This window comes from Pleurocapsa sp. FMAR1 (assembly GCF_963665995.1).
Classification (GTDB): domain Bacteria; phylum Cyanobacteriota; class Cyanobacteriia; order Cyanobacteriales; family Xenococcaceae; genus Waterburya.
In genome coordinates this window covers 346,700-362,534 of record NZ_OY762512.1, presented here as the reverse complement: position 1 = coordinate 362,534, position 15,835 = coordinate 346,700, and the positions used below count along the sequence as shown (strand labels likewise).

The 15,835-nt window shown below is 39.0% G+C and carries 17 protein-coding genes and 1 pseudogene; 10 read left to right on the top strand and 8 right to left on the bottom strand.

The genetic code is table 11. The features are described 5' to 3' along the window. Nucleotides 1-166: 166 nt before the first annotated feature. On the bottom strand, nucleotides 167-517 hold the full coding sequence (locus tag SLP02_RS01930; protein ID WP_319418966.1) for a hypothetical protein: 351 nt from the start codon (nucleotides 515-517) through the stop codon (nucleotides 167-169). A 150-nt stretch (nucleotides 518-667) separates the two neighbouring features. Between SLP02_RS01930 and SLP02_RS01925 the strand changes: the two genes are divergently transcribed. From SLP02_RS01925 to SLP02_RS01905, 5 genes are all read left to right on the top strand, one after another. Then, complete coding sequence (locus SLP02_RS01925) at nucleotides 668-1,207, top strand: hypothetical protein (RefSeq protein WP_319418965.1); 540 nt, start codon at nucleotides 668-670, stop codon at nucleotides 1,205-1,207. A 272-nt stretch (nucleotides 1,208-1,479) separates the two neighbouring features. After that, complete coding sequence (locus tag SLP02_RS01920; RefSeq protein ID WP_319418964.1) at nucleotides 1,480-1,956, top strand: thiol-disulfide oxidoreductase DCC family protein; 477 nt, start codon at nucleotides 1,480-1,482, stop codon at nucleotides 1,954-1,956. Between the two features lie 109 nt (nucleotides 1,957-2,065). After that, nucleotides 2,066-3,664, top strand: a complete 1,599-nt coding sequence (gene gpmI / locus SLP02_RS01915) for a 2,3-bisphosphoglycerate-independent phosphoglycerate mutase (protein WP_319418963.1) — start codon at nucleotides 2,066-2,068, stop codon at nucleotides 3,662-3,664. A gap of 140 nt (nucleotides 3,665-3,804) precedes the next feature. Beyond that, nucleotides 3,805-4,035 carry a preprotein translocase subunit SecG gene (gene secG / locus SLP02_RS01910; RefSeq protein WP_319418962.1) on the top strand — a complete coding sequence of 77 codons (231 nt, stop codon included), beginning with the start codon at nucleotides 3,805-3,807 and terminating at the stop codon, nucleotides 4,033-4,035. 19 nt (nucleotides 4,036-4,054) lie between these two features. Continuing rightward, the gene (locus tag SLP02_RS01905; RefSeq protein ID WP_319418961.1) at nucleotides 4,055-4,816 is read left to right on the top strand and encodes a matrixin family metalloprotease; all 762 of its coding nucleotides are present in this window, start codon (nucleotides 4,055-4,057) and stop codon (nucleotides 4,814-4,816) included. Nucleotides 4,817-4,869: 53 nt separating this feature from the next. Here the strand turns inward: SLP02_RS01905 and SLP02_RS01900 are convergent, their stop codons facing one another. Continuing rightward, nucleotides 4,870-5,859: an efflux RND transporter periplasmic adaptor subunit gene (locus SLP02_RS01900; protein ID WP_319418960.1), complete on the bottom strand. Its 990-nt coding sequence runs from the start codon at nucleotides 5,857-5,859 to the stop codon at nucleotides 4,870-4,872. Nucleotides 5,860-6,218: 359 nt separating this feature from the next. Here SLP02_RS01900 and SLP02_RS01895 point away from each other — a divergent pair, with 359 nt between their 5' ends. Beyond that, on the top strand, nucleotides 6,219-6,503 hold the full coding sequence (locus SLP02_RS01895; protein WP_319418959.1) for a hypothetical protein: 285 nt from the start codon (nucleotides 6,219-6,221) through the stop codon (nucleotides 6,501-6,503). Between the two features lie 159 nt (nucleotides 6,504-6,662). Here SLP02_RS01895 and nusB read toward each other — a convergent pair. From nusB to SLP02_RS01880, 3 genes and pseudogenes are all read right to left on the bottom strand, one after another. Beyond that, nucleotides 6,663-7,280, bottom strand: a pseudogene (gene nusB, locus SLP02_RS01890) (transcription antitermination factor NusB); the annotation flags it as partial. Nucleotides 7,281-7,441: 161 nt separating this feature from the next. Continuing rightward, the gene (locus SLP02_RS01885) at nucleotides 7,442-8,179 is read right to left on the bottom strand and encodes a DUF502 domain-containing protein (RefSeq protein ID WP_319418957.1); all 738 of its coding nucleotides are present in this window, start codon (nucleotides 8,177-8,179) and stop codon (nucleotides 7,442-7,444) included. Between the two features lie 410 nt (nucleotides 8,180-8,589). Then, nucleotides 8,590-9,297 carry a phosphatase PAP2 family protein gene (locus SLP02_RS01880; RefSeq protein WP_319418956.1) on the bottom strand — a complete coding sequence of 236 codons (708 nt, stop codon included), beginning with the start codon at nucleotides 9,295-9,297 and terminating at the stop codon, nucleotides 8,590-8,592. Nucleotides 9,298-9,456: 159 nt separating this feature from the next. On the opposite strand from SLP02_RS01880, the gene SLP02_RS01875 reads away from it, so the two are divergent. The 3 genes from SLP02_RS01875 (at nucleotide 9,457) to SLP02_RS01865 (ending at nucleotide 10,896) form a co-directional block, all read left to right on the top strand. Further along, nucleotides 9,457-10,323: a metallophosphoesterase gene (locus SLP02_RS01875; protein ID WP_319418955.1), complete on the top strand. Its 867-nt coding sequence runs from the start codon at nucleotides 9,457-9,459 to the stop codon at nucleotides 10,321-10,323. Nucleotides 10,324-10,402: 79 nt separating this feature from the next. Then, nucleotides 10,403-10,540 (top strand): hypothetical protein, encoded by a 138-nt coding sequence (locus SLP02_RS01870; RefSeq protein ID WP_319418954.1) that lies wholly within the window; start codon nucleotides 10,403-10,405, stop codon nucleotides 10,538-10,540. 2 nt (nucleotides 10,541-10,542) lie between these two features. After that, complete coding sequence (locus SLP02_RS01865; RefSeq protein ID WP_319418953.1) at nucleotides 10,543-10,896, top strand: phenylpyruvate tautomerase MIF-related protein; 354 nt, start codon at nucleotides 10,543-10,545, stop codon at nucleotides 10,894-10,896. Here SLP02_RS01865 and SLP02_RS01860 read toward each other — a convergent pair. After that, a complete protein-coding gene (locus tag SLP02_RS01860) occupies nucleotides 10,882-11,562 on the bottom strand; it encodes an SRPBCC family protein (protein ID WP_319418952.1) in 681 nt (226 codons plus the stop codon). The genes SLP02_RS01865 and SLP02_RS01860 overlap by 15 nt on opposite strands. Before the next feature lie 66 nt (nucleotides 11,563-11,628). Further along, nucleotides 11,629-12,237, bottom strand: coding sequence for a class II aldolase/adducin family protein (locus SLP02_RS01855; protein WP_319418951.1), 609 nt, complete (start codon nucleotides 12,235-12,237; stop codon nucleotides 11,629-11,631). A 167-nt stretch (nucleotides 12,238-12,404) separates the two neighbouring features. On the opposite strand from SLP02_RS01855, the gene SLP02_RS01850 reads away from it, so the two are divergent. Further along, nucleotides 12,405-14,765 carry an ATP-dependent Clp protease ATP-binding subunit gene (locus tag SLP02_RS01850; RefSeq protein ID WP_319418950.1) on the top strand — a complete coding sequence of 787 codons (2,361 nt, stop codon included), beginning with the start codon at nucleotides 12,405-12,407 and terminating at the stop codon, nucleotides 14,763-14,765. 137 nt (nucleotides 14,766-14,902) lie between these two features. Here the strand turns inward: SLP02_RS01850 and SLP02_RS01845 are convergent, their stop codons facing one another. Continuing rightward, nucleotides 14,903-15,526 carry a YdcF family protein gene (locus SLP02_RS01845; protein ID WP_319418949.1) on the bottom strand — a complete coding sequence of 208 codons (624 nt, stop codon included), beginning with the start codon at nucleotides 15,524-15,526 and terminating at the stop codon, nucleotides 14,903-14,905. Nucleotides 15,527-15,835 lie beyond the last annotated feature (309 nt).

The following is a 15,835-nucleotide window of genomic DNA, read 5'->3' as shown; positions in this document are numbered from 1 at the left end:
AATCATTTCAAGAAAAAGCTCTTGACTTTCCCCAAACAAATGTATTCGCTTTTGATGTGAAGGATAGTAATCCCCATAAACCAAAATTTGTCCTAAAGCACATTTCCAGGATTTGAACAGCAAGCGATCGCTGTTAATAAATCGGCTATGTTTCTAGACAGGAATTTCAATATCTAACAGATGGGAGGTCTAGACGATCGGTAACGAACCAAGTCTTTAGTCTTTGTTGCTCGTGAAGAAGACTGGCTACTCTTTGCATTTTTTGATAACTAGCGCATTGTTTTTGAGTTTCATCAAACTCTAAAGATATTTTATGTTCGAGATACATAACCGTTAAATCTGTACCAAATCCTCTAGATCCTGGAGGAAAGTTGTCATAATAGCTATTTTCAGCTTTTACTTTGGATGCCTCAAATCCAAATATTGCTTCTGTACAGGTTTTTAGTTCTTTATCAGTCATATCATTCCAGTCAGCATAAGCAGGAGCAACCATAGATGTAGCTATAGCAATAGACAATATCAGTTTTTTATACATGGGATAACTTGGGATAAGATTTATTTTCTCAGATTATCCACATTTTTATTACCTGTGTGTGACACGGATCGCTATTGCAAAAACTTTCCTTACAGGTTATTTTGTTATGACTGATAGTATAGTATTACTGTAATGAATAAAGAAACTAAGGATGATTCAACAAACAAAACCTTTATCTACTATGAGATGTACAAAAATGGTTTTACTTTGACAGATATAGCTAGACATTTTGGCAGATCGATTAACACTATCAAAACTCATATTAGATATCATCCTAAATATGAAGATCCAAGATCGGGCAATAGATTAACTAAGGATCGACGCAATACAGCAACCAAAAGTAAATCTAAGAATGATAAAACCAAACAACTATCATTCTATTGTCCTGAGATTTTACTCGATCGGATTAAGCTTACTCCTGGCATCAAGCTAAAAGACAGATATATAAAAGCTTTTGAACAATACCTAAAGTTAAGCTTTAAGAAAAGATCAGATCCAAAGCTTAAATCTACCTCATCAGACAAGAAAATTAATTTTTTATGTCCTCAGAAGCTAGTAGACAAGTTAGATAAACCAAATCTCGACCGAATAAAGAAAATAGGCGACGACTTAAGCAGATCTCACAAGATAATTGCAGCGTTAGAGCTGTTCTGTGAAAGCAACAATGTTTAAAACTACTGATATATATAGCGTCTAAACTATTTTAATAAATGCAAATGACAGTATAGTTTTAATAGATTGCCATAGGAGATAAGAAAACAAACACTCTTTTAACGATGAGATTACTTATCAGGTAAGAAAAGCAGAGGGATATCGGTTATTGCTCAAAAGCGATCGCATCCTTTATCAATCTTGAAAGTGATATTGTTGGTAAAATTTAATAGAAACCTAAGAGTTAAAACATCAATCAATCTAAGACTTAGAGATTAAATTAACCTAAAATAATGACTTCAACTTCAACACAATCTACTAACAATCAATCAAAACCAGCTTGGAAAATAAAGTTGCTATATGACGGCGAATGCCCCTTATGTGTGCGGGAAGTAAACTTTCTAACCAAAAAAGATAGAGGCAGAGGAATTGTCCGCTTTGTCGATATTGCCGATCTCAATTACAGTCCTCAAGACAATGCAGGAATAGACTTTGCCACGGCTATGGGCAGAATCCACGCAATTTTGCCTGATGGCACTGTAATCCAAAATGTCGAGGTATTTCGACGAGTTTATGAAGAGTTAGGTATGGGGTGGATTTATGCTATAACCAAATTACCAATTTTAGGTGCGATCGCCAACTGGCTTTATGGTATTTGGGCAGACTGGCGACTAAAGCTTACAGGTAGACCAAATATTGATGCTGTAATTGCCCAAAGGCAAGAAAAACTAAAATTAAAGTCAAACTCAGGCAGATGTAAGGTAAATTAATGACTAGTAATTTAAATAAATAACCATTACTATTCATAAAAAACAGTCGAACTAGGTTAGTTCGTAATGTTATTATCAATGTGCCAGTGATTATTTTAAAGTAACAATTATGGATCAAGCACCTATATCTCCAGTGGTGCTAGCTATCTTAGATGGTTGGGGTCATCGTGAATCAGCAGAGGCTAACGCTATTGTCACTGCCCAGACACCAATATTCGATAGCTTGCAGACTGCATATCCCCACACGCTAATTAATACATCTGGTAAAGATGTTGGTTTGCCCAATGGTCAAATGGGTAATTCGGAGGTGGGACACTTAAATTTGGGTGCGGGAAGAGTTGTTCCTCAAGAATTGGTTAGAATATCTGATGCCGTTGAAGATGGTTCAATTCTAGAAAATCAAGAATTAATTGCTGCCTGTACCAAAGCCAACGCTGCGGGAGGAAAACTACATCTAATTGGTCTTTGTTCTGAAGGTGGGGTTCATTCTCATCTTAAGCATATTTTGGGGTTACTAAAATTAGCCAAGTCTAACAATGTCAAAGATGTCTGTATTCACGCTATTACTGATGGTAGAGATACCTACACTACAGAAGGAATTAAAGCATTAAGCAAGATTCAAGACTTTATCGATCAGGTTGGCATAGGACGCATAGTTACTATTAGTGGTCGTTATTTTGCCATGGATCGCGATCGCCGTTGGGATCGGGTTCAGCAAGCCTACGAAATTATGACTAGGGACAACATTACCGACAATCGTTCTGTGTCAGAGATTCTAGAAGGCTTTTATGCCCAAGAAATTACCGATGAGTTTATTACACCTACCAGAATAGCTTCAGGCGCAATTAAACCTAGTGATTCAATTATATTCTATAATTTTCGCCCAGATAGGGCAAGACAGCTAACCTATGCCTTTGTAAATGATAGTTTTGATGGCTTTACTAGAGAAAAAATAGAACCTCTACATTTTGTTACTTTTACTCAGTACGATGCTAATGCCCCTGTAGAAGTGGCTTTTAAACCCCAAAACCTGACTAATATTTTAGGTGAAGTAATTGCCGATCATGGCTTACGTCAGTTTCGCACCTCAGAAACCGAAAAATATCCCCACGTTACTTATTTCTTTAATGGCGGTTTAGAACAGCCTCTAGAAGGAGAAGACAGAGAAATGGTTCAAAGCCCTATGGTTGCAACCTATGACCGTGCGCCAGAGATGTCGGCAGTAGCAGTAACGGATGTAGTTTGTAAGGCAGTCAAAAAGCAGATTTACTCTTTAATTGTGGTTAACTATGCTAACCCTGATATGGTGGGACATACAGGTAACTTAGAAGCAGCAGTTAAGGCGGTCGAAACTGTAGATAAATGTTTAGGAAAATTAGTTGAAACTGTCAATCAAGCTGGTGGAACACTCTTAATTACTGCCGATCATGGTAATGCTGAATACATGAAAGATCAAGCTGGTAATCCTTGGACAGCCCATACCACCAATCCTGTCCCCTTTATCTTAGTTGAAGGTGAAGCCAGAAAAATAGTGGGACATGGGACTGAGGTGCCACTGAGAGAAGGTGGTTGTCTAGCAGATATTGCCCCAACCATTTTAGAAATATTGCAGCTAACTCAACCAGCAGAAATGACTGGCAGATCTTTGATTGAGTCAGCAGTTTACGAAGCCAGAAAAGAGCGTACTCCAATTCAGATATCAATGTGATTAAAGCTATAAGCCATAAGCTCGCTTGCTATAAGCTACTCTCGAAAAATTATCTTAAAGAAATCTAGTTGAATATAGCTCTGTTGGCAGCTTACAATGAGAGTCTACCAGCCTTAGATAAAAAATAAAAACTTAAATTAATGAATACCTATCAAATAGTTCAGATTATTTGGGCAGCTTGTGCCTTTTTAACGGTTGTCTTAATTTTGTTACACAGTCCTAAAGGAGATGGTTTAGGGGGAATTGGTGGACAATCTCAAATGTTTACCAGTACTAAAAGTGCTGAAAATGCTTTAAATCGTATTACTTGGGGTTTGGGTATTGCCTTTATAGCTCTAACTGTTGTCTTGAGCGCAGGTTGGTTAGGCTAGTATCTTCGAGGAATAAAAGTTGATAAATCATTGGCGATCGCTTTTACCCAAGCTGGCTGTTTTGGCGATCGCAACTTTGGTCATTTTGATTTTTGGCAGTAGCTGGCTCGATTCTCAAATTTCTTTATCTGCTGATTTACCCCCTGCTAAAGTCCATTCTCTTCCCAAATCTTTAGCTAATTGGCAGGATCGAGCAAAAAGCGGTGACTATTTTCGCCAGACTAAGTCAACTCCCTTGGGCTATTTAGTTTGGTCTAAGTTTCCAGTTACGGTCTTTGTAGAGAAGCCTCTTAAGGCAAGTATCGCCGATACCGCAGCCGAGCGGCGTTTTCAAGAGTGGGTGATAGCGGTGCGTAAAGCGATCGCCGGATGGAATGTCTATTTACCCCTCAAAGAAATAGCCGACTCAGAAAAAGCCGATATAGTTATCTGGCGATCGCAACCTGAAAGAGAAGCCAAATTAAATCCTGATACAGGACTTTTTGATATCCCTAGAGCAGTTACAGCCGAAACCAACTACAAATTTTATTTAGGACAAAAACCTCGGTTGATCGCTCATAAAATGACTATAGAGATTAGCCCTAGCTATACAGGAGAAAGTCTTTTAGCTACCGCACGCCATGAATTAGGTCATGCTTTAGGAATTTGGGGACATAGTTCAAATAAGAATGATGCGCTGTATTTTTCACAAGTAAGCTATCCTCCTGCAATTTCTTCACGGGATATCAACACCCTCAAAAAGATTTATCAGCAGCCAACCAAATTAGGTTGGAAAATCTAGCTATTAAACGCTCAATAAGCAATCAATTGACAATAGAAAAGTGCTGTTAGTGGCTAAATGCCATTGCTCACTTTAACGCGATCGCCGTCTTTGAGATAAGCTGCACCCTCGATCACAATGCGATCGCCTGATTGTAGACCTTCAATTACCTCTACTTTTTCACCAGAAAGAATCTCTCCCATTTTGACTGTCTGAGCTTTCACTGTATTATCAGACTGCAAGACAAAGGCAATTGCTTGGTTATCAGACTGGGGTAACAATGCCTTAATGGGGACAGCTTGCCCCTTGCTTGTATTAGTGCTAACTGCTGCATTAAGAAACATTCCTGGCTTGAGATTTGTCCCACTAGGCAAATCTACCTCTACAGTTGCCTGACGAGAGCTATCATCGATTAGGGGATCGATCTCTCTTACTTTTCCAGTCAGGTCTAAATCTCGATTGGCATTGGAGCTAATTTGTACCAGTTGTCCTGGTTTTATTTTGCCAATTAAGGTTTCAGGTATTTGTAGTCCCAACTCCAAACGTCCATTTTCAATAATGGAAAACAGCATTTGGGAAGCAGAGGTGATTTGTCCGACCTTAGCATCTCTTGAGGCAATAATACCGCTAGTAGGAGCAACAACAGTCGTATCTGCAAGCTGGGCTTCAATTCCCTCTAACCGTCCTTTTGCTTGAACTAGTTCTGCTTGTGCTTGAGCAATAGTTTGGGGACGAGAGCCAGCCTTTAACTGTACCAAAGCCTGTTTTGCCTCTTGAAAATTGGCTTTAGCTCCAGCTAAATCCGATTTTGTAACCTGTTCTTGATTGAGAACTTCATCAAAGCTATCGCGAGTAATTGCTCCCTCTGTCTGAAGATTTCGGTTACGTTCAACTCTTTTCTGGACTAATTTTAGCTCGGATTCAGCTTTGGCGATCGCCGATCTTGAATTATCTACCTTAGCTTCTGCTTGAGCTATTTCTTCGGTACGTGTTCCTGCCTGTAACTCATCTAAGCGAGCTTGAACTTGAGCAACTGAACCTTCTGCTTCTGCTTTCTGTGCCAAAATACTTCGATTATCAAGCCTAGCTAAGACCTGTCCTTGTTTAACAATTTTTAAAAAAGTATATTTAGATTAACTAATACAATCAGTAAATTAAGCTATTGACACGCCAAATCTACAGAATATCGATTTGCTTGACAAATGTTTTAAAGTTTTGAGAACTGAAAATTTTTATTAAATAAAGGTTGAGAGATAGCATTTAAAAAATAGTCGGTGTTAATCTAAATAGTGTGAATAGGGCTTATTGTCCTACCAAGCGAGGAGTTACGGGACAATGTTTCATTTCTCCTAATTTTTTATCAACATCAGTTTTTTCCTTGGCTCCACTGGGGTTTTTCTTACAGATCATAAGAGTCGAAACTATGGATTTCCCGCTTAACTGTACAAGTACAAACTTCGAGCAGGCTGCTTTAACTAAGTTCCGTTCTTTAGTGTCTTTTTTACCCAAGGATAGCAAAATTTTTCGTGAACCTTGGGGGCGCTCCACAGTCGTGTGTATTGACTTTGCAAATTGTCCTCATTTATCTAGTTTAGATCAAGAACAAGCTCGTTTACTAACTAAGGCGATCGCTCGACTAGGTTTAGCTAATTCGGTTATTTTTCGTATTGGTAGTAAAATTGTGGGCTGGGAAAACATTAAGCGATAAAACTGTTAGTATTTTTAGCTTTGCTGACGTAGATAATTTTAGACTTTTTTAGTAAGCCTAGTTATCTTCAAAAACCTGCGTTATGGCTGGTAAAGACTCTTTGCTATCTTCTTCTAATTCCTCAGTGTCTTCTACTGAGCGATCTTTTAGGGGGTCGTTAAGGCGATCGCTCAATCTTCTCAGCACGCCATTAATAAATCTAAATCCTTCTTCATCAGAATAGCGTTTAGCTAATTCTACCGACTCATTAATAGCCACCTTTTCAGGAATTTCTAGATAAATTATTTCAGCTACAGCAATTCGCAAAATATCTCGGTCAATTCTTGGTAAACGACTTAATTGCCAAGCTACCAAGACGTTTTCAATAGACTGCTCAATTTCATAGCGATTATCATTAATTACTGTAATCAACTCTATGGCATACTGTCTAACCTGATCTTGATTAGTAAGCTGCAAAAACTCAGGAAACTCGAGCGCCATCCCCAACCGATTGACTGCGGTTTGCGAAACTTCCAAAGCCTCTTTAATCATGACCCTCGCACCATCTAAATCACTGGCACGGGTTTCACTATTGAGCAGACGATCTTCGCCTTGTTTAATCTCTGCTGAAGCAACCTCAAGATTATCCTGAACTTCCATAGTCAATGTACGTATGGCAGCTAACATCAAGTAGTCTAAATCTTCTTCTGTAAGTTTATTTTTTTTGCTTTTAACTTGACTAATGCTCAACAATGCCAATTCGCGAGCAATACTTCGGGGTTGTTTGCGGAGAGCCATATTCTCTGTCTAATGTGAATTACCAATGTTTAGATACGCAGCCAATAAATTGCGAGACACTTGCGTTGCTAGAGTTTCCCTGTTGAGCAACTTTCGTAAGAACTGTCGAGGGTGCTACTCAAGCATAGCGATACTAGCAACAAGATCTAGCTTAGTATTCTTTAACCATCTTCTTCTACAGAAATTAATCTTGATGTCTTAGTAACCAAAGTGTTGTCTGCAATAACTTCTTTGTGTGCATCAGGAGTAGACGTGGGGGTTTTTGGGGTTGGAGTTTCAGGACTAACAATTCCACCCGATATAAGCACTTTAAAAGCGTCTTCAATAGAGATGTCAATATCGATCGCCTCCTTTTTGGGAACTACAGCATACCATCCCGAAGTTGGATTAGGGGTAGTAGGAATAAAGACGCTAATCATCTCCTCTGCCAAATGAGTTTGCAGAGTAGGACTGACTTTTCCTGTTACAAAGCCAATTGTCCATACTCCTTTGCGAGGATATTCCACCATCACTACTCGTCTGAATTTAGTTTTAGAATCTCCTAAAAGCGTTTCTAAAATCTGCTTAAGAGTTTTATATACCGAACCTGCTAAGGGGATAGCCTGAAGAAACTGTTCCCCAAAATCTAGTAGCCAGCGACCTACTATATTTCTCGCCATTAAACCAATAATGAGAATAGTCAGTAATGGCACCGCCAAGCCGACAATAAAATTGAGAAAATTGGTTAAAATCGGATCCAATCCATCAAAGGGATTGATCTGTTTGGGTATACGGGTAAATAAATCGATCGCCCATTTTGCTAATGAAATGGACAGCCAGATAGTTGTAGCTAAAGGAATTACTACTAATAATCCAGCAATTAAATCGCTTTTTAAATCTTGCTTTAAACGTTGCAGCACAGAGCAAGTACTCTCCTTACAACTAATTTGTAATAAATTTAATGTCTACTATATGTTTTAAAGCTTATGAATAATTGTTGCAAGTACTGACCACCGTACAATGACTAAATTTTCAAGCTATAGCATTACGAACGAACGTGTTTGACGTTTGATTAAATTATTACTTCCTACTTTAAAGTTACAAATTGCATTTCTACTTTACATTTACCAACTAGCAGAGGTACTGGTTACCTCATAATCTTCTCTATACCAAATTTTAGTTGCGAAAGATAATTTAAGGCATACTCAATTTATTGCCCATAACCTCGAAGTTCTAGGTCGAAGCAACCGCCTCCCAATCCATCTTTGCCTAAGATTGCTGATATTAAATTAACTCGCAGTTCGTAATCTAATATCAGGGTATAAACCAATTAAGATTGAAGCTCAGACGCTTTCATTTTTTGCAGTTTTAGCATCGTGATACAAAAGGTTAGCCACAAAAAACCAATACCATAGCCACCGATAATGTCGGTAGGCCAATGTACTCCTAAATACAGTCTACTTAAGCCAATTGTCCCAATGATAAATATTGCCACTGTATAAATTAATAGGGCAAATTGCGGGTAGCGTGTTGCCAAAAGATAAGCAAGAAATCCATATAAAACCGTGGAACCTAGAGCATGACCGCTAGGATAACTAAATGAGGTTTCTTCAATGGCAGACTGCCAAAGAGCAGGTCTAACTTTGCCAAATACTGATTTAAGACCATAACTGAGAACCACGCCACCTAGACAGTCGATCGCAAATATTTTGGCTTCTGCATAATACCGTCGCCACCAAAGTAATGCTAGAGTAAAAATAGCGATCGCAGTAACCGTATTAGGATTGTTCAAGCGGGTGAAAGTGTGCATGATCGCATCAAGAGTTGGATTAGCAAAAGAGTGAATCCAGAGCAAAATGATTTTATCTAAGATAAAAGCTTCTCGATCTAATACTTCATCAGAAATTTGAGCCACAACATAGATAATGATTAAACAGCTAAGTATCCCAACAGTGCCGATCGCGGCAATTAGAGAGGTTAGCCGCTGATGAATGTTATTCTGCCAAAATTTAACTAATTTTTGTAGAAGAGTTTGCATAGTAAAACACGATCAAACATTTGTTGGTATATTACTGGTTGATGTTTGACTGATTTTAATCAATTTAATATCTATAATGATTTTGAGGTAGGTATAGCATAACAGCCAAAGAAGCATATTATTTGATTTTCAAATTGCTAATTAGGAGAGATTAAACTGTTGAAACGCCGTCAAATACTATATCGGGGAATAGCAAGCGGAATTGGGCTAGCTTTAGGGAGTCACAATCTGATTTCTAGAGCTACTGCTTCTAATAAATCTTCTCCTTTGTTTCGCTTTGTCGCTTTAGCAGATGTAGGAACAGGAAATATCGGACAATTGGCGATCGCCGATGTGATGGACGACTACTTTAGACAAGATCCTTTTAAGCTGGTTTTGATGGCTGGAGACAATATTTATGAGGATGGCGCAATAGAAAGAGCTGGGGCAACATTTGGCAGACCTTATCGTTTCCTCAGAAAACAAAAAGTTCCATTCTATGCTGTTCTAGGCAATCACGACATACGAACTAATAACGGTGTCGATCAGGTTAACTACTCAGCATTTAATATGCAGGGACGACGATATTACACTTTTACTCAAGGTATTGTGCAGTATTTCGCCCTCGATACCAATAGCAATGCCAACTGGTCAAAACAGCTTAATTGGTTAGACAAGAACCTCGCTAAATCTACCGCCACTTGGAAAATTGTTTATGGACATCATCCTTTATATTCCTCTGGAGTTCACGGTAGCGATCCTGAACTAATTGCCAAACTATCGCCGTTGTTTGCTCACTACGGAGTTCATCTATACATTAACGGTCACGATCATAACTATGAGCGCACCAAAGCAATTGAAGGAACAACCTATTTAACCTGTGGTGCAGGGGCAAAAACCCGTCCAGTAGGCAGTTCTGATTGGACTGCAAAATCAGCAGCTAGATTGAGCTTCGCTACTATCGATGTTTATCCAGAACGTCTAAAAATTCAAGGCATTGGCAAGGATGGGAAAGTATTCGATCGCGGGGAAATAGTTAATAGTTAAGGGTAAATCTAAAAGCAATAAACCTCTTGCACGAATAGGGAAAAAATGAGAAAACTAAAGAAAAGAACCAAGAAGACTCATGACCTACGAACAAATAAAACATCTGGAAGAAAAAGAATTTAAACCCCTGTGCGGAATTATTCTAGAAACTAGTCAAAGCGATCGAACAAAACAAACTTTGGCTAAACTAAAATTTAAAATCGAAGTTAAAAAATAATTATGCCTTTAATAAAAGTTCAGTCCTCTATCTCTCAGCCTGAAAGTGCAGCAGTTGCCAGCTTGTTAACGGGACTATCTGCTAAACTGGCTGAACACCTTGGCAAGCCAGAATCTTATGTAATGACAGCTTTTGAAGCCGATGTACCGATGACTTTTGCAGGTACATTCGATCCTGTTTGCTATGTAGAGATCAAAAGCGTTGGCAATATGAGTTCGTCTCAAACTAAAACCATGAGCCAAGATTTTTGTCATCAAATTAGTGAAAAATTAGGCGTTCAGGCTAACCGCATCTATATCGAATTTGCTGATGCCAAAGGCTATATGTGGGGCTGGAATGAGTCAACTTTTGGTTAAGCTGATTAAGTCTTTCTTTTTGCCTGAACGTTTTTCTGCTTCTTGTTTAATTGCCATTATGGTTTCTTGCAAACGGCTCTCATAGATGTTATAAAATATATCGCTAGGTGCTTTAGCAGATTTTACCATTACCTTATAGGTCATTAGAACTTTGTCGGGAGGAAAGCTAGAGGAAATAGCTACTGGCTCTAAAATCCATTCTCCATTTAAGGTTTTTAAATCTCCACCTACTGCCTGAAAAGTAATTTGCTTGGGGTAATACTCTTTGGTGGCAATTTTCACCCGCGACTCAATACTAAAAACAAAAGTCTTGATTTTATTAATCTGTTCAAACACTTGGCGATCGCCTGTTTTTTTCACCACTCGGCTACTTATAACTCCTGGCAGAAATTCGGCATAGTGACCGTAATCAGTGATGACTTTCCAAGCAGTATCTACTGATGATTTTACGAGTATACGACAGGTGTACTTGCCATCTGTTCCCAAAAAAACAACTTCGCCGTCTCGCAAAGAAACCCTTTGTTCTAGAGGTAATCGATCCACTGGTCCATCAAATAGTTTAGCTGTAGCTACAGGACTAAATACAAGACTTGAACTTAAGGCAATCGCCATTAAACAAGAAAATATCCCTAGCTGATATTTTCGTCGATAAAATTTATTAATCAATTTGTAGTATTTAGTAATATTGAAATATTGCTCCTCGCTTATTCTAGCCAAATTTAGGTTAATCTTTTAAAAATCTTGCACACCAAAGAAGTTCAACAGCACATTACCTGCTTCGCTAAGGCTTTTGCCAAAGGTAAGAATGCCTTCTTCATGACCACTCATAACGATAATTTTTTGTAATTGAGTTGCTTTTTGCTGACACAGCCTAATAATTTCCTCTGCCATTTCTGGTGTGCCATAGGCGCAATTAGGATTAGTAGTGGGGACATGATTGATTAATTTACGCCATAAGTCTGCATGATGAACATGAACTACGGCACTTATTTGAGGTTGGGCAACGTAAATTGCAGCATGGGTCAAAGTCTCAGAAGAGGCTTTAATTAGTCCTTCACAGGTGACATAATTTTTGTGCCAGTTAAAATCAGTAACTTTGGTATAGTGTTGCGCGGTGAGTTCGGCAATTCCCCCCGTTTGGGTGCCTGAAATGATGAGATTTTGAGATTGAGTCACACGAACACTCAGATTACCAAAACCTATTCCGTTATCGTATTCGCCGATTAGACCTAGCTGATGTAGCTGGTTTCGCCATTGATTTAACTCGACAATTTCTTCTTCATTAACCGATGGTTGATTTTGCCAGTGGCATTGATATTTGATATATCCTTCGTCATACATAGGATGGGGTTTGGTAGTCTATAATACTTAAAGATATTACGATTAATTAAGCAAAATTTAGAATAAAGGTTACGGCTTTTACCACTACATATTAATAACTAAAAAAGATAAATTAAATAGAGAAGATAAAGAAATGTTAACACTAACTAAGAGGAGTCTTTTAAACGATGTTTGAATACTTCAATGAGAAGGCTATTAAAAACGTTGTACTCGCCCAAGAAGAAGCCAGAAATACTGGACACAATCTTGTAGGGACAGAACATATTTTGTTGGGGGTAATTGGCGAGGGAACATCTAAGGCAGCAGAATTACTGGCAAATTTTGGCGTTAATTCGGCAAGAACTAGAGAACTAGCCATTGAGTTTGTGGGCAAAGGTTCTGGGTTTATCCCTGCTAATATTCCCTTCACACCAAAAGCCAAAAGAATTCTTGAGCAAGCTTTTAATGAAGCACGTCAGTTAAAAAGTAATTTTATCAGTCCAGAACATATTTTACTGGCAATTGTTAAGCATCCTGATAATATGGCTGCCAAGCTGTTGACTAAACAAGGTGTCGATCTAAGACAGCTACGCACAGACATTATCAAAAAGTTAGGTGAAGCCGAGACAGTCGCAGCGACAGCTACTAAAGAAAATCCTTTCGGTTTTGGTGGAGGTAGAGAAAAAGCTACCAAGCTTAAAGAGTTTAGTATCAACCTGACTGAACTTGCAAGAGAAGGGAAACTAGACCCTGTGATCGGCAGATACCCAGAAATCGAACGCGCGGTTCAAATATTGGGCAGACGCACTAAAAACAACCCGATTCTAGTTGGAGAACCAGGAGTAGGCAAAACTGCGATCGCCGAAGGACTTGCTCAACGCATTGTTAATGGTGATGTTTCTTCTCTTTTAGAAGGCAAAGAAGTTATCAGTCTGGACATGGGTTCGCTGCTAGCAGGAACTAAGTTTAGAGGTGAATTTGAAGAACGCCTTAAATCGATTGTGGAAGAAGTTCGCGTTGCGGGTAATATAATTCTGGTAATTGACGAAATCCATACTATTGTTGGTGCAGGAGCAATGGGTGGGGCAATGGACGCTGCTAATATGCTAAAGCCAGCCTTAGCCAGAGGCGAAATTCAATGTCTTGGTAGCACTACTTTAGATGAGTTTCGTCAGTATATCGAGCGAGATGCTGCTTTAGAACGTCGCTTCCAAAAAGTAATGATCGGAGAGCCTTCAGTAGAAGACGCGATCGCTATTCTTCAGGGTTTACGCAAAACTTACGAAGATTTTCATAAGGTCAAATATACCGATGCAGCTATCAAAGCTGCGGTAACTTTCTCAGAAAGATATATCAGCGATCGCTTTTTACCCGACAAAGCAATTGACTTAATTGACGAAGCTGGTTCTCGGACTCATTTAAATCACTGTTTAAAGCAGGATGAAGAAAAATCCGATGTGCCTACCATTAATCCCCAGGCGTTGACTCCTGTGGTTGATGAAGAAGCGATCGCAAAAATTGTCGCTGCTTGGACTGGCGTACCCGTCACTAAAATGACGGAAACAGAATCCGAAGCCTTGATGTATCTAGAAGACAATTTACACGAGAGAGTAATTGGTCAGGATGAGGCTGTACGAGCCGTTTCCCGTGCCTTACGTCGTTCTCGTTCTGGATTAGGCGATCGCAATCGTCCGATTGCCAGTCTGTTCTTCTCTGGCCCTACGGGGGTAGGTAAAACCGAACTTGCAAAAGCTCTAGCTGTTCAAATGTTTGGTTCTGATGAGGCAATAGTACGGGTAGATATGTCCGAGTACATGGAATCCCATACTGTATCAAAGCTAATTGGTTCTCCTCCAGGATTTGTCGGTTATGACGAAGGTGGACAGCTAACTGAAGCAGTACGTCGTCAACCTTACACGATTGTCTTATTTGACGAGATTGAAAAGGCTCATCCTGATGTCTTTAACTTAATGCTACAGCTACTTGATGATGGTCGTCTGACCGATGCTCAAGGACGCACCGTTAGCTTTAAGAATACTGTAATTATCATGACCTCCAATATCGGTTCTAAAGTAATCGAGAAAGGTGGTACTGGTTTAGGTTTCGATTTCTCTGGCGATAAAGATGACGCACAATACAACCGCATCAAAGATTTAGTTAATCAGGAATTGAAAAACTACTTCCGTCCTGAATTTATTAACCGTCTTGATGAAATTATTGTCTTCCGTCAGTTAACCAAACCCGAAGTCAGACAAATTGCCAGTATCTTGCTCGACGAGATATCTAGCAGACTAGAAGAACAACGACAAATTACCATTGGTGTAACTTCCGCTTTTGAAGATAAGGTAATTGAACAAGGCTTCGATCCTAGCTATGGTGCAAGACCTCTACGTAGAGCAATTATGCGTCTATTAGAAGATAGTTTAGCCGAAGCAATTCTTACTGGTCGCGTCAATGATGGCGATAATGCCTTGGTTGATATTGATGAAGATGGCAATACTACTGTCTCTGCTGTACAAGAGCAAGTCTTGGTAGAAGCAACTCGTTAAATAAAACTGAAACAAATTAACTATGAAGGTGGGTGATAAGCTCACCTTTTTTGTTGGCTGTTTTCTTTATGTTTTTATAGCTAACGAACTTCGCTAAATAAGTCATTACAGAGGATCAAAACCTACGCCATGACATTCTAAAGAAGAAGCTTAAAACTTTTGCTCCCATGTTTAACTAGTAAAGTTCCTGTATGCCCCGTTATCAGCCAGAAAATTGACCTAGCACCATCCCGCAAGCATTTTTCCAAAGGTTCGGGGGGATTGCTCGAAGGGACGGCAATAGGCTCAAAATCTATACCTCGACTGCCAAAAACAATATCGCCAATTATCTTAGCTCTGTTCATGTGGTTTTCCGAAGTAATCAAATAAACATTATCTATTCCTTGTGCTTTAAGTTCGTCAACTAAAGTAGTAAAGTTAGTAACGGTATCGCTAGCACGATAATCAAAGTGTAGGCGATCGCGCTTGATTCCCGCATGAGCAAAAATTTCTTGGGCATATTGCTGAGGGCTACCTGAAGAAATCCAGATTGGCAGTTGGGGATATTGTTGAGCTAGTTTGGCAGCAAAACGTTCTCGCTCCTCATGTCCACCCAAAACTAGTAAAGCTTCTGGGGTGGTGGCGACTGAATGATTAATTGGTTTAAATCCAACGCACAGAGAGGCAGAAACTATAGACAAAAACAACAGCTTTCTGATTTTACTAAGAGGATTAACTACGACTAAGTTCGATTCTTCTCTAGATAGGAATTTAAAAAACATAGGCGAAATGACCAGATAACTGTAACCTATAGCAAATGATGCCCACAAATTATAAAGATTCAGAAAACTATTTGAGGTAATTGCGATCGCAACTATAATAATTCTTTAAAAAGACCTGATCAATTGTAGACAGCATTAAATAAAATGTCTCTAGTTGATATTAATTAACGCTACTTTTAGACAAGACAATTAAACCCTTGAGGTAGCTATCGCTCAGGAAGTTTTTAATAGCAACCCAGGGCAATCGCTGTTGTGATTATTCTATACTTTTTAGAGTTTCTTCGCGAATAACTTCAAATACTTGACAAC

Coding starts and splice junctions, on each gene's coding strand:
- SLP02_RS01850 (WP_319418950.1), top strand. CDS start 12,405: ATGTTTGAATACTTCAATGAGAAGGCTATTAAAAACGTTGTACTCGCC.
- SLP02_RS01845 (WP_319418949.1), bottom strand. CDS start 15,526: ATGTTTTTTAAATTCCTATCTAGAGAAGAATCGAACTTAGTCGTAGTT.
- SLP02_RS01920 (WP_319418964.1), top strand. CDS start 1,480: ATGACTTCAACTTCAACACAATCTACTAACAATCAATCAAAACCAGCT.
- SLP02_RS01855 (WP_319418951.1), bottom strand. CDS start 12,237: ATGTATGACGAAGGATATATCAAATATCAATGCCACTGGCAAAATCAA.
- SLP02_RS01870 (WP_319418954.1), top strand. CDS start 10,403: ATGACCTACGAACAAATAAAACATCTGGAAGAAAAAGAATTTAAACCC.
- SLP02_RS01880 (WP_319418956.1), bottom strand. CDS start 9,297: ATGCAAACTCTTCTACAAAAATTAGTTAAATTTTGGCAGAATAACATT.
- SLP02_RS01865 (WP_319418953.1), top strand. CDS start 10,543: ATGCCTTTAATAAAAGTTCAGTCCTCTATCTCTCAGCCTGAAAGTGCA.
- SLP02_RS01925 (WP_319418965.1), top strand. CDS start 668: ATGAATAAAGAAACTAAGGATGATTCAACAAACAAAACCTTTATCTAC.
- SLP02_RS01895 (WP_319418959.1), top strand. CDS start 6,219: ATGGATTTCCCGCTTAACTGTACAAGTACAAACTTCGAGCAGGCTGCT.
- secG (WP_319418962.1), top strand. CDS start 3,805: ATGAATACCTATCAAATAGTTCAGATTATTTGGGCAGCTTGTGCCTTT.
- gpmI (WP_319418963.1), top strand. CDS start 2,066: ATGGATCAAGCACCTATATCTCCAGTGGTGCTAGCTATCTTAGATGGT.